Annotated in this window: 12 protein-coding genes; 3 read left to right on the top strand and 9 right to left on the bottom strand. The window is 58.1% G+C overall.

The features are described 5' to 3' along the window. The first annotated feature begins 149 nt into the window (after window positions 1-149). A complete protein-coding gene (locus tag RHM55_RS21375) occupies window positions 150-359 on the top strand; it encodes a cold shock domain-containing protein (RefSeq protein ID WP_322178206.1) in 210 nt (69 codons plus the stop codon). Window positions 360-499: 140 nt separating this feature from the next. On the opposite strand, the gene RHM55_RS21380 is transcribed toward RHM55_RS21375, so the two are convergent. The 4 genes from RHM55_RS21380 to RHM55_RS21395 form a co-directional block, all read right to left on the bottom strand. Next, entirely contained in the window at window positions 500-877 is a 378-nt protein-coding gene (locus RHM55_RS21380) for a hypothetical protein (protein WP_322178207.1), read from the bottom strand. A 96-nt stretch (window positions 878-973) separates the two neighbouring features. Continuing rightward, a complete protein-coding gene (locus tag RHM55_RS21385) occupies window positions 974-1,783 on the bottom strand; it encodes a putative RNA methyltransferase (protein ID WP_322183061.1) in 810 nt (269 codons plus the stop codon). Beyond that, window positions 1,783-2,934 carry a succinyl-diaminopimelate desuccinylase gene (gene dapE / locus RHM55_RS21390; protein WP_322178208.1) on the bottom strand — a complete coding sequence of 384 codons (1,152 nt, stop codon included), beginning with the start codon at window positions 2,932-2,934 and terminating at the stop codon, window positions 1,783-1,785. Before dapE ends, RHM55_RS21385 begins: the two co-directional genes overlap by 1 nt. Before the next feature lie 100 nt (window positions 2,935-3,034). Then, complete coding sequence (locus RHM55_RS21395) at window positions 3,035-5,623, bottom strand: glycosyltransferase (RefSeq protein ID WP_322178209.1); 2,589 nt, start codon at window positions 5,621-5,623, stop codon at window positions 3,035-3,037. Between the two features lie 299 nt (window positions 5,624-5,922). Between RHM55_RS21395 and tcdA the strand changes: the two genes are divergently transcribed. Beyond that, entirely contained in the window at window positions 5,923-6,753 is an 831-nt protein-coding gene (gene tcdA / locus RHM55_RS21400; RefSeq protein WP_322178210.1) for a tRNA cyclic N6-threonylcarbamoyladenosine(37) synthase TcdA, read from the top strand. Here tcdA and RHM55_RS21405 read toward each other — a convergent pair. The 4 genes from RHM55_RS21405 to RHM55_RS21420 form a co-directional block, all read right to left on the bottom strand. After that, window positions 6,729-7,142, bottom strand: a complete 414-nt coding sequence (locus tag RHM55_RS21405; protein WP_322178211.1) for a SufE family protein — start codon at window positions 7,140-7,142, stop codon at window positions 6,729-6,731. The two genes, tcdA and RHM55_RS21405, sit on opposite strands and share 25 nt — an antisense overlap. Next, the gene (locus RHM55_RS21410; protein ID WP_322178212.1) at window positions 7,139-8,344 is read right to left on the bottom strand and encodes a cysteine desulfurase; all 1,206 of its coding nucleotides are present in this window, start codon (window positions 8,342-8,344) and stop codon (window positions 7,139-7,141) included. The genes RHM55_RS21405 and RHM55_RS21410 overlap by 4 nt, the downstream gene beginning before the upstream one ends. 66 nt (window positions 8,345-8,410) lie before the next feature. After that, the gene (dapD, locus tag RHM55_RS21415; protein WP_322178213.1) at window positions 8,411-9,445 is read right to left on the bottom strand and encodes a 2,3,4,5-tetrahydropyridine-2,6-dicarboxylate N-succinyltransferase; all 1,035 of its coding nucleotides are present in this window, start codon (window positions 9,443-9,445) and stop codon (window positions 8,411-8,413) included. 60 nt (window positions 9,446-9,505) lie between these two features. After that, entirely contained in the window at window positions 9,506-9,877 is a 372-nt protein-coding gene (locus RHM55_RS21420; protein WP_322178214.1) for an ArsC family reductase, read from the bottom strand. 238 nt (window positions 9,878-10,115) lie between these two features. On the opposite strand from RHM55_RS21420, the gene RHM55_RS21425 reads away from it, so the two are divergent. After that, window positions 10,116-11,579 carry an ArnT family glycosyltransferase gene (locus RHM55_RS21425; protein ID WP_322178215.1) on the top strand — a complete coding sequence of 488 codons (1,464 nt, stop codon included), beginning with the start codon at window positions 10,116-10,118 and terminating at the stop codon, window positions 11,577-11,579. Window positions 11,580-11,618: 39 nt separating this feature from the next. Here the strand turns inward: RHM55_RS21425 and RHM55_RS21430 are convergent, their stop codons facing one another. Then, on the bottom strand, window positions 11,619-13,196 hold the full coding sequence (locus RHM55_RS21430; RefSeq protein WP_322178216.1) for an ArnT family glycosyltransferase: 1,578 nt from the start codon (window positions 13,194-13,196) through the stop codon (window positions 11,619-11,621). Window positions 13,197-13,316 lie beyond the last annotated feature (120 nt).

Below are 13,316 nucleotides of genomic sequence, written 5' to 3' on the forward strand. Positions count from 1 at the left end.
AAGGGGGAAACGAGCAGCTGCTCGGGGGCGACAGTGTGCCGCATCTGCTGAAGATCGGCAAAAAACGACGCCGTTTATGTGGATTTCGCCGTTTTTAATGCTGGCTTATACTCGGCCGTCAAATAATAAAAAACAGGAGTAACGATCCAATGTCAGCACGTGAAACAGGCAGTGTGAAGTGGTTCAACGATGCCAAGGGTTATGGCTTCATCCAGCGCGGAGATGGCGTGGACGTATTCGCGCATTACCGCGCCATCCGCGGGGAAGGGCATCGTTCACTGGCTGAGGGCCAGCAGGTCGAATACGGATTGGTCGAAGGCCAGAAAGGCTGGCAGGCAGAGGATGTCGTGGGGCTATAAAGTGAGCAGTCTGCACACAGACTTGTAGGAGCTGACTTGTCTGCGAACTAGGCAACTCGGTCTGTCAGGCACACCGAGTTGCGACCTTCGCGGGCAAGAACCAGGCGTGCCCCCAGTTCCTGCACTGTGCGATGTCAGGCTCAGTTCGTGTGCCAGACGATTTCTTCTTCGCCGTCGCTACTGATGCGAATCCAGCGGTCGGCGGCTTCGTCGCTCTCTTCCTCGATCCATGTGCCCGGTGCGCAGCGAACTTCAACGTTCAGTGCGGTGAAGGCAGCGCGGGCACAGGCGATGTCGTCGTCCCATGGGGTCTTGTCGCTTTCCAGGAACAAGCTGTTCCATTTGCCGACAGCCTTGGGCAACCAGGTCACGGTCACGTCACCGGCTGTGCATTTGTACGTCTGACCTTTCTTGACCCAGGGGGTGCAGGGGCCCAGCGCGGCGCTGAGCCAGGCAGCGATGGCCATGTAGTCGACGTCAGCGTCTTTCAGGTAAATCTCGATATCGGGTTGGCGCATGGATGCCTCGTAATTGATTGAAAATCCATTCGCGGATTCATTCGGCTGCCCCGCACAGGCAAGGCAGCATCGATTCGGTGTGTGTGGATTCGCAGATTATTGAAGCACGAAATAATCGTAACGCATCGAAACCGTCACTTCGAACGGCTCCGGCTGCTCAATGACATTGGCCCGGCGTTCGGCGCTGGCGCGCCAACCGTGGGGCGTCATGGCCAGCAAGTTGGCACGGGCTTGAGCATCGACCAGGCTCAGGGTAAAGCGCAAGGTCTCGCTGTGCTGCAACTGCATATCAGCGGGCACTTGCATCAGGTGTTTGTCATCGACGTACTCACGCACTTCGTCGTAGAGCCGCTCACGCAGCTCCATCAGGTGTTCGCTGGTCGGGCCGACGCGCATCAAGCCGCCGCCGGTGCTCAGCAGGCGTTTGGCTTCGTGCCAGTCCAGCGGGCTGAACACGCTGGCAAGGAACTGGCAGCTGTCGTCGGGCAGTGGCACGCGGGCCATGCTGGCGATCAACCAAGTGATTTTTGGATCGCGCCGGCATGCACGCTTGACCGCTTCGCGGGAAATATCCAGCGCATAGCCATCCGCATCCGGCAGGGCCGCAGCGATTTGCGCGGTGTAATAACCCTCGCCACAACCGATGTCCAGCCAACGAGCGGGTGCGCGTTCGGCGGCCAGTTCCGCCAGGCGCTTGGCGACCGGCGCATAATGGCCTGCATTGAGAAAGTCGCGCCGTGCCTCGACCATGGCCTGATTGTCGCCAGGGTCGCGGCTGTTTTTGTGTTGAACCGGCAGCAGGTTCAAATAGCCTTGGCGCGCACGGTCGAAGCGGTGACCAAGGGGGCACACCACGCCGTTATCAACTGCGCTGAGCGCTGCTGCGCAAATCGGGCAAGTCAGCATCATGCGAGCAATTCGACCAGAGTCTGGTAGTAAATTTCGGTCAGGACATCGAGATCGCTGGCCAGAACGCGCTCATTGACCTGATGGATCGTGGCGTTGACCGGGCCCAGTTCGACGACTTGCGTGCCCATCGTGGCGATAAACCGCCCGTCCGAGGTGCCGCCGCTGGTCGATGCCTGGGTGTCGCGCCCGGTGACGGCCTTGATGCTTGCGGACACTGCGTCGAGTAGCGCGCCGGGTTCAGTGAGGAACGGCAGGCCGGACAAGGCCCATTCCACATGCCAGTCCAGCCCATGCTTGTCGAGGATGGTGGCGACCCGCTGCTGCAGGGCCTCGACGGTGGATTCGGTGGAGAAGCGGAAGTTGAACATCGCCGACAACTCGCCGGGGATGACGTTGGTCGTGCCGGTGCCTGAGTTGAGGTTGGAGATCTGAAAACTGGTCGGCGGGAAGAAGGCGTTGCCGTTATCCCAGTGCTCGGCGGCCAGTTCGGCCAACGCCGGTGCTGCCAGATGGATCGGGTTCTTCGCCAGATGCGGGTAGGCCACATGGCCCTGGATCCCGCGCACGGTGAGTTTTGCACCCAATGAACCGCGACGGCCGTTTTTGACCATATCGCCCACCAGTGTGGTGCTCGACGGTTCGCCGACGATGCACCAGTCCAGGCGCTCTTTACGTGCCGCCAGTCGCTCGATCACCGCCTTGGTGCCGTGGTGTGCAGGGCCTTCTTCGTCGCTGGTGATCAGGAACGCCACCGAGCCTTTATGGTTCGGGTGATCGCCGACAAAGCGTTCAGCCGCCACCAGCATTGCCGCCAGGCTGCCTTTCATGTCAGCCGCGCCACGTCCGCACAGCATGCCATGCTCATCGATCAATGCGTCGAACGGATCGTTCTGCCAGGCCTGAAGCGGGCCGGTCGGCACCACGTCAGTGTGCCCGGCGAAGCACAGCACCGGGCCTTCGTGGTTGCCATGGGTGGCCCAGAAGTTATCCACATCCTCGATACGCATGGGTTCCAGTTTGAAACCGGCATCGCCCAGGCGTTGCATCATCATCGCTTGGCAGTCGGCGTCGATCGGCGTGACCGATGGACGACGGATCAGGTCGCAGGCGAGTTGGAGAGTGGGCGAAAGGTCGGCTGGGGCCGTCATGAAAGGACTCCGGTAACAAGGTTCTAGGCGCGGAAAAGGCGCTTATCTTAAAGCAAAACGGCGACCCAAAGGCCGCCGTTTAACGTTACGCAGTAACAGGTCAAACAGTTGCGGGTTCCGCCACGGCTACCGGCTTGGGCAGCGAAGACAGGAAGGCCATGATCAGCGCCGCCAGGTACGGCAGCGATTGCACCAGAAGCATGGTCACCCAGAAGCGCATGTCGGCGCTCGGCAGGCCCTGTACCAGGCAGATACCGGCGGCCGCGCCCCACAGCAGCAGCATGATGAAAACTTCTTCTCGAGCTTCCGAGAGGGCGACCAGAAAACCATGACTGGCTGCGTTCTTCGGTGTACGGAAGAATGGGATGCTGGTGGTGAAGAAGCCGTAGAGCACCGCTTTGGCGATGGTGTGCGACAAGGCGAGCCCCGCCAGCGCCGCAAAGAATGCGTCCGTGAGGTTGACCCCCACTGCACGGCGGTACAAGAAGATGATCTTGCCGACCTTGAACACGAACAGGGCCAATGGCGGGATCGCGAAAATCAACAACGGCGGATCGACACGGTTAGGCACGATGATCATCGCCGCCGACCACAGCAACGCGCCGACGGTGAAGAAGATATTCATGCCATCGGCGACCCACGGCAACCAGCCCGCGAGGAAGTGATAGCGCTGCCCACGGGTCAGCTCGGTATCTTTACCGCGCAGCAGGCTCGACGTGTGGCGCTTGATGATTTGAATCGCGCCATACGCCCAACGGAAACGCTGCTTTTTGAAGTCGATGAAGGTGTCCGGCATCAAACCCTTGCCGTAGCTGTTGTGCGAATAGGCGGCCGAATACCCTTTCTCGAATATGCGCAGCCCCAGCTCGGCGTCTTCACAGATGCACCAGTCCGCCCAGCCCAGTTCTTCAAGCACCGAACGTCGGGTCATGGTCATGGTGCCGTGCTGAATGATCGCGTCACGGTCGTTACGGGTGACCATGCCGATATAGAAGAAGCCTTTGTATTCCGAGTAGCAGAGCTTCTTGAAGGTGCTTTCGTTCTGGTCGCGGTAATCCTGCGGCGACTGCACCACGGCGATTTTCGGGTCGGCGAAGTGCGGGACCATGTGTTTGAGCCAGTTGCGGTCGACGCAGTAATCCGAGTCGATCACTGCAATCACTTCAGCGTCCGGCGCCGTGTGCGGGATCAGGTAGTTCAGTGCACCACCTTTGAAACCGGCCAGTGGCGCGACATGGAAGAACTTGAAGCGCGGGCCGAGCATTTCACAATGGGCCTTGACCGGTTCCCAGACCGCCGGGTCTTTGGTGTTGTTGTCGATGATCAGAACTTCGAAGTCCGGATAGTCGAGAGCGGCCAGAGCATTCAGGGTCTGTTTGACCATCTCCGGTGGCTCGTTGTAGCAGGGCACGTGTATCGAGACTTTCGGTCGATACGCATTGTCAGTGTCCACGGGCAGGAATTCGCGGCGTCGCTTGTGGGTCCAGACCGCTTCAGCCAGTTCGTGGGCCTCGGTCAACAGGACGATGAACACGCCCATGGCGCCAAGTGCCAGCAAGAAGCCTACGGTCAGACTGAACCAGGTGCTGTATTGCTGACTGTAGTCGTAACCGATCCAGACCAGCACCGAACCACACAGGAACGCGGTAAAGGTCAGGAACGTGCGACCCCGCTGGCGTAGCGCCGAACCGTCGATCAGGAGCAATGCCAGGGACAGCAGCGCCAGCACCACGGAGCCAATCGCCAGAACCCGCCACTGCGGAATCGCGACAACCGGCCCTTCAAAGTTAAATTTCTGCTGGCGCGCAGCGTTATACACGCCCCAGTAGGCGCCCACCGAGCCTTCATCACTGGCTTTCCACGGCTGATCGAAGGCCTCGATCACGAAGTAGTTGTAGCCCTGGCGGTTGAGTTTATTGACCAGCGTACGCAGGTAAATGGCTTGATCCGCCTGAGTTGCCTCGGCACCGCCACGCATACGGCCATTGCTCGGCCAGCCAACCTCCGACAGCAGCAGCGGCTTTTTCGGGAATATTTTTTTCAGTTCACGGGCGCGATCAAGTACGAATTGACCGGCTTTGTCGACTGGAATGAATTCCCAATAAGGGAGGATGTGCGCAGCGACCAAATCAACGTGCTTGCCCAACTCCGGGTATTTTTCCCAGATGTGCCATTGCTCGGAGGTGGTCACCGGTACTTTGACGGCGGCACGCACCCGGTCCAGCAGGACGCTCAGTTGTTTGACCGTGATTTCGCGACGGAACAGGGCTTCGTTGCCCACCACCACGCGAACCACACTGCGCGATGAGTTGGCCAGCTCGATTGCTCGGACAATCTCGCGCTCGTTGCGCGCTTCGTCGGGGCTGATCCAGATCCCCAGAGTCACTCGCAGACCGAACTCTTCAGCGAGCTTTGGGATGTCCCCCAGCGAGCCGTCGACAGAGTAAGTCCGAATACTGTCGGTCTGCTTACTGATCAACTCCAGGTCCTGACGCATTTCATCGTCGGACGGGTAGATGCCTTCCTGTGGGTTTTGTCCCGAACGGAAAGGTGAGTAAGAAAAGCCGGAGATCTGCTCGGGCCAGTCGGGAGCGGTAACCGGACGATTGATCAGCGCCCAGAAACCGGTGAATAGCGCGGCAATTGCCACGACCACCACCAAATTGAGTCCAAATCTACGCGATGACATAAATGCTTTTGGTTCCAAAGGGTGGAACGAGGGATTAGCCGACGAGCGCCGGTCGGCGCGCATCCTACTCTGGGCTTTATAGGGCTGTACAGCCAGCCGATTGGCTATTGGTCAACGGCCACGCGACTAAGTTCGCTGGCAGGTCGTCTTGTCGTCCAAAATACTGGGTCTTGCAGGCAATATACAACAGAGTGTCAGGCATACAGGGTTACGTTGATCGCGACGGCGGCTCATCAGGATAAAGATGCTCTGAGCCCCATAGCGACCTATAATGCGCGCCGGTTTTTGGGGTAATGGTCATGAACACAGAAGATCCGCGGTTTGCTGGCGTCGCCCGTTTGTACGGCATCGAGGGCCTGGAGCGGTTGCGCGCAGCCCATGTGGCGGTCGTCGGGATCGGCGGTGTCGGCTCGTGGGCGGCGGAAGCGATTGCCCGTTGCGGTGTCGGCGAAATCTCCCTGTTCGATCTGGATGACGTCTGCGTCAGCAACAGCAACCGTCAGTTGCACGCATTGGAGGGCACCATCGGTCGGGCCAAGGTCGAGGTCATGGCCGAGCGCCTGCGCGCCATCAATCCCGATTGCACGGTGCATGCCGTGGCTGACTTCGTGACCCGCGAGACCATGGCCCAATACATCACGCCTGATATCGACTGCGTGCTCGACTGCATCGACAGTGTCAACGCCAAGGCCGCCCTGATCTCCTGGTGCAAGCGGCGCAAAATCCAGATTATCACCACCGGTGGCGCAGGCGGACAGATTGACCCGACGCTGATTCAGGTCTGCGACCTCAACCGTACCTTCAACGATCCGCTGGCCTCCAAAGTTCGCTCGACCTTGCGCCGTGACTATGGGTTCTCGCGCACCGTGACTCGCCACTACAGCGTGCCGTGTGTGTTTTCCACCGAACAGTTGCGGTATCCCAAGCCAGACGGGAGCATTTGCCTGCAAAAAAGCTTCGTTGGCGATGGGGTCAAGCTGGACTGCGCGGGTGGGTTTGGTGCAGTAATGATGGTGACCGCGACCTTCGGTATGGTCGCGGCGACCAAGGCGGTGGACAAGATTGTCGCGGGCGTGAGACGTCCGGCGGATCGCGCCAAGCCTGTTCAGGCGCTGCCAGAGGCCAGTTGACGCATCCGCTGCAGCACCGCGTTCAAGCCGTTGCTGCGTGAGGGCGAGAGGTGTCGGCTCAGGCCCAACTGATTGAACCAGTTCGGCAGATCCACCTGTTGCAAGTCTTCAGCCGAGAGGCCGTTGACTCGCGCCAACAGCAAGGCCACCAGCCCCCGAATCAAGCGTGCGTCACTGGCTGCGCGAAACTGCCAGTGGCCGTCCGTCACGCTGCCGAGCAACCAGACCTGGCTTTCACAGCCATGCACACGATGTTCTTCGGTTTTTTCGTTGTCACTCAGGGCTGGCAGGCGTTCGCCCCATTGCATCAGCAGACGTGCGCGTTGTTCCCAGCTGTGGGATTGGTTGAAGGTTTCAAGGGCTGTTTGTGCGTCGACAGGCAGGCTCATCGCAGCAGTTCCAAGGCTTGATCCAGCGCGCTGAAAAAGCGCTCGAGATCGTCGGAGTCGTTGTACAGCGCCAAGGACACCCGGATTGCGCCTGGCAGGCCGAGGCTTTTGAGTAACGGCATGGCGCAATGATGCCCTGCGCGGACAGCGATCCCCTGTTCGGTCAGCAAGTGCGCCAGGTCGGCGTTGTGCACGCCTTCGACGACGAAACTCACCAGCGCCAATTGCGGAGCACCCAGAACGCGAATGCCTTCACGTCTGTTCAAACCGTCCAGCAGCAATTGATGCAGAGCCGCTTCATGCGCAACCACGGCCATGTGGTCGAGGCTTGCCAGATAGTCGAGGGTCGCGCCGAGGCCTATCACGCTGGCAATCGGCGGTGTACCAGCTTCGAATCCCAAGGGCGCAGGGCGAAATCTGGCGGTGTGATAATCGGCGGTCAGCACCATCTCGCCACCAAACTGCCAATGATGCAGGCGCGCGAGCGCTTCATTGCGGCCATACAGCACGCCAAGACCCTCGGGGCCATACAGTTTATGACTGGAAAATACATAGAAGTCGCAGCCCAATGCTTGCACGTCATGCCGGCCATGGACCACGCCTTGGGCACCGTCCACCACCGTCAATGCGCCATGGGACTTGGCCATGCTCAGCAACGCGGGCAGTGGCTGCCAGGCGCCCAGCACGTTGGATAACTGGCTGACTGCCAGCAAACGGGTGCGGGGGCCGATCAGTACGGCGGCGGCCACAAGATCAATCAGGCCGTTGGTGTCGAGCGGCAAGATGATCAACTTCAGATCGCAGCGGTGCGCCAATTGCTGCCAAGGCAACAGATTGGCGTGATGCTCCAGCGCGCTGATGACAATCTCATCACCGGCAACACACTCGTGCTCCAGACCATATGCCAACAGATTCAGGGCTGATGTTGCCCCGTGGGTGAAGACGATCTGTGCAGACTCACCCGCATTCAGCCAGTGGGCAATCTTGCTGCGGCTGCTCTCGAACGCCTGGGTGGCGTTGGCGCCCGGCAGATGCTGTGCCCGGTGCACATTAGCCGCGCCATTGACGTAGTAATGATTAAGCGCGTCGATCAATGCCTGGGGTTTTTGGGTCGTTGCGGCATTGTCCAGATAGGTCTGGCCTTGCCGTTGCAGTGCGGCGATGGCTGGAAAATCAGCGCGCCAGGGGGAGGGCAGGGGCATGTTATTCAGCTCAATAGCCGGCTTTTAACGCTACGTATGCAGCGCTAAAAGCCGACGCGGGATCAATCAGTTGTGAGCGTGCAGCGTTGCGTTCAGTTCAACGGCCGACTTGTGGGTTTTGCATTCCACGGCGCCGGTCTGCGAGTTACGACGGAACAGCAAGTCTGGAAGGCCTGCCAGGTCGCGGGCCTTGACCACTTTCACCAATGCGTTTTTCTCGTCGAGCAGCGCGACTTTGGTCCCGGCAGTAACGTACAGTCCGGATTCCACCGTATTGCGATCACCCAATGGAATGCCAATACCTGCGTTGGCACCGATCAGGCAGCCTTCGCCGACCTTGATGACGATGTTGCCGCCACCCGACAGCGTGCCCATGGTCGAGCAACCGCCGCCCAGGTCGGAACCCTTGCCGACGAATACGCCCGCCGAGACACGACCTTCGATCATGCCCGGGCCTTCGGTGCCGCCGTTGAAGTTGACGAAACCTTCGTGCATGACCGTGGTGCCTTCGCCGATGTAAGCGCCCAGACGCACGCGTGCACTGTCAGCGATGCGCACACCGCTCGGCACTACGTAGTCGGTCATTTTAGGGAATTTGTCGACGGAGAACACTTCCAGAAACTCGCCTTTCAGACGCGATTCCAGCTGATGCTCAGCCAGTTCGCTCAGGTCCACAGCGCCTTGGCTGGTCCAGGCGACATTAGGCAGCAGAGGGAAAATCCCGGCCAGGCTCAGGCCGTGAGGTTTGACCAGTCGATGCGACAGCAAGTGCAACTTCAGGTAGGCCTCAGGTGTTGAGGTCAGTGCCGCGTCTTCGGCCAGCAAGGTTGCTACCAGCGGCTTGTGGCTTTCGGCCAGACGGGTCAGCAAGGCGGCTTGGCCAGCATCGACGGATTTCAGCGCGTCAGCCAGTTTTGAAGCCTGATCGGTATTGAACGCGATGGCCTGATTACCGCCGGTGTAACCCAGTAAGGGTGCGATGGCTGTAATGATTTCTGCCGACGGATTGATCAACGGCTGTGCGTAGAAGACTTCCAGCCACGCGCCTTGACGGTTCTGAGTGCCGATACCAAACGCCAGGCTGAACAGGGTAGTGGACATGCAAATACCTCTTACTGAATTCTCTAACTGATTAAAAGGGGGCTTCAGTAGCGCTCTGGCTTACTTGAAGGCCGCCGCATACAGATCGGGCTTGAAGCCAATCAGGGTTCTGTCACCGAGATCAAGCACTGGACGCTTGATCATCGAAGGTTGCACGAGCATCAGTTCTATTGCCTTGGCTTGGTCGAGATCGGCTTTTTGTCCGTCGTCGAGTTTGCGAAAGGTAGTCCCTGCCCGGTTTAAAACGACCTGCCAACCATGTTCGTCGCACCACTGAGTCAGGTGCTCACGGTCGATACCTACCGCTTTGTAATCATGAAAATCGTAGCTCAGGTTTTTTTCATCGAGCCAGGTGCGAGCTTTTTTCATGGTGTCGCAGGCCTTGATCCCGAAAAGGCGTAAGCCATTGTTTTCATTGGAGGAATTTTCCATCCCCGAAACTCCCCGCGCCGTCCAAAAAAATCAACGGGTGATTATGCCACGTCCGTCTATTTGGCGCTTCGGCTGTCTCTTTCGGGATCAGTTGGCGATCTTAACGAAATTTCGATATTCGATCGGGTAAGCTCTCCGTCCTTCGCCTCGGACCTGCGAGATACCCACTCGCAGGTATTTCGACTCTGGCACACGACTCCGCTTTTTTTTGGGATTTACTTTCCCCTTTGGTGACTGAATGCGTACTCCTTTACCCACCTTTATTTTATTTGTGCTGGGTTGTCTGTTGTTTTTCTTTGCATTGGGTAATCACCAATTGCAAGGCTCGGCTGAACCTCGCGTCGCGGGCATCGCTATGGAAATGTACCTCGATAACGACTGGATAGTGCCCAAGCTCAACGGACAACCCTTTCTGGAAAAACCGCCTCTGAGTCTGTGGCTAGACTCCAGCGCCATAAAACTATTCGGTGGGACACCGTTGGCTGTGCGACTTGCATCGGCATTCGCTGGCCTGTTCAGTCTGATGTTGCTTTACGCCATGCTGCGCAAGCTCGGACGGCCAGCGACAATCGCCTGGGCCGCCGCGATCTTGATGGCCACCACGGCCAGCTACTTGAGTAACTCCAGGCAGGTCGGTGAGGATGCACTGCTTAGCCTTGGTGTCACATTGGCACTGCTGGCGTTTTTTTATGCCAGCCGCCAACAGGCCGAGCAAAGGCATTTTGCGCTTGGCTCCTGGCTGCTATTTGCATCCGGGATCATGATCGCTACGTTGAGTAAGGGGGTGCTGGGTCTTGCGTTGCCGGGTGTGGTGATCTTTACCTATCTGGTCGCCGAGAGCGTGCTTGAAAAACGGCTCACTGTTTCGCGCTGGTTGCGTCCAGCGCTGTTTACTGTGGTGGGTCTGATACCGCTGCTGGTATGGCTGGGTCTGCTGTATCAGCGTGGCGGCATGCAGATGCTGGGTGATGTGCTCTGGGCCAACAGCGTAGGCCGTTTCAGTGGCTCATTCGAAGGCGCCGGGCACTTTGAGCCGTTTTATTACTATCTGGTCAAGCTGCCGCAAGCGTTTCTGCCATGGAACCTGCTGGTCTATTTCGGCCTTTGGCACTTTCGCAAAGCCTTGGTGAGTAATCGCTACCTATTGTTCTTCAGCCTGTGGCTGGTGGCACAGTTCATCTTGCTGACCCTGGCCTCCAGCAAACGCATGGTCTATTTGATGTCGCTCACTCCCGCAGCGGCCGTGCTTGCCGCTGAATATGCTGCGGTGTTGCTTAAGGGGTTGCAGGAGCGTGCTCCGTCTTCGGCCTTTGCGGACAGGTTGTTACGCCATCGGCGCGTGTTGGTGCTCGGGGTCCTCGGCGCGGTGATTTTGGGCTACTTGGCAGCGGCTTTGTGGCTGGCACCACGTGCGGACCGCAACGAGTCCTTTGTGCCGTTGACTGCACAGGTCAAGGCTCTGCAAGCCAATGGGCAGCATGTCGTATTGTTCAAACCTAGCGAACGGCTGGCTGGCGCCACTGTGTTCTATAGCCAGAGCCGGCTTGAGGCCTTGCAGTCCGAGGCTGAGTTGACTCAGTTTCTCAGCGCAACGCCCGGCAATGTCGCAATCATGGAAAGCCGTAGCGAGCCTGTTGCACCCTTGAAGGTGGTGGAGAAAATCACTATCGGCCAGCGCGACTATTATTTCGTCGGGCAATAAGCAGGTTTATCGAATGCGCTACGGCGCATTCGATAAAGCTTACGGCAGGTGCAACAGCACGTAGTCATTCTTGTCGAATCGACCACTCAGCAGGGGCTGGAGCGCCGCGAATCGAGTGCTTTGCAGTGCCTGGTAATCGGTCTTGTCCATGACCAGCCAGGCAGGTCCCTGCACCACTTCGATGCCTTCAGGTGTATCAGTGAATATCGGCTTCAGGTCCTCGGGAATGTTGACCATGAACTTGATGGCCTTCGCGTCTTTACCCATGCTATGTAGAACCACAGGCGCCGGGTCACGCTGGATCAAATCACGTGCGGCCAAGGTAAAACTGCGGGTGTCGTAAAGCTCACGTTCTACGGGTTCGAAGACCAGTATGTAGCACGACCACATCGCCAGTACTGCACAGATTGCCAGGCCGACAGTTCGCCATTGCTGCTTGAACAGCAGGGCCAATGCAGCGATCTGCAGCACTGCCAGTACAGTCAATACCACGTTTATTGACCCCAGCTGTTCGGGAAAGCGCTGACGTGCCACCAGTAATCCAGCGATCAACAAGCCCGGCAGCAGCAACAAAATCCCCAGCGTCAAGCCACGCAACCAGGCAAATAAACGCCCTTCGACTGCCTGAAAAGGATAAGCCGCGATAATCGCTGCCATCGGTATCATCGGCAGCATGTAGCGTGCTTTTTTAGCCTGAGGTATGGACAGCCCTATCATTACGATCAGCCCGGCGGCGGTGCAAAACTGCAACAGTCGAAGCGCTGAAGTCTTGTGCTGGCGCCCTGCAAGCAATGTGACAGCCAACACCAGAATGGCCAGCGGGTATGCCAGCGCGTAGTTGCCAACCGAGCTGGTGAAATAGTACAGCGGGCTGCTCGATCCTTCCGAGCCATCCATGCGTGAACTGAATTGCATGCGCACGACTTCATGCATAAATGCCGAGCCACCACTGATGTCGGCAAGCAGCAACAGCACTCCGATACACGTTACCAATATCGCGAGGGCCATTAACCCAAACGTGAAAAAACGCCGCCACTGACCATTCAACAGGTAATAGCTACACAGCATGCCCGTCGGTACTACTAACCCTATCGGGCCGCGAATGGCGAACCCCAGCACCAGTAACGCCAGGATCAAAGCCATGCGCCTGGGCGCCTCGAAATGGTCTGCTGCGTAGCCCAGATAGAAGATGGCGAAGGCGACTGTCGCGAGCATCTGATCCAGTGACACAGCACGCGTTTCAGTAATGAAGTTATTGCTCAGCAAGAGCAGGGCAATACTAAGCAAAGCCCACTGACGCGAATACGGAGCGATCAGGCGGTAGATCAGCGACACCATCACCGCTGACGCGATGGCGGTAGGCAACCAGGCCGTCAGGCTGACCACTCGCCCTAAAGGCAGGGAAAACAGATAGATGAAAAATGTAGAGGTTGCAGAGTAGTCTGCATAAGGCTGGCCATAGGTTGTAGGGAAAAAACCTGGGCCATGGCGCAACATTTCTTCAGCAAACAATATGAAGCGTGAATCGAAACCGATCGCGGCCTGCTGGTAGTCTCCTGCAATGAACAGCAGCAGTGCCAGAACTCCCAGGCCGATAGATTGCTGGCGCAGGATCATCAAAGACGCCGTTGAGGGCCTTATCAAGGGTAGGGATGCCAATGTGAATCTCCAAACAAAGATAAGACCATCAGAGCATCCCCCCGAAAGGAGCGCTCACAGACACTCGTCATTCATGAG

The sequence above is a fragment of the Pseudomonas sp. MH9.2 genome (genome assembly GCF_034353875.1).
In the GTDB taxonomy this organism is placed as follows: domain Bacteria; phylum Pseudomonadota; class Gammaproteobacteria; order Pseudomonadales; family Pseudomonadaceae; genus Aquipseudomonas.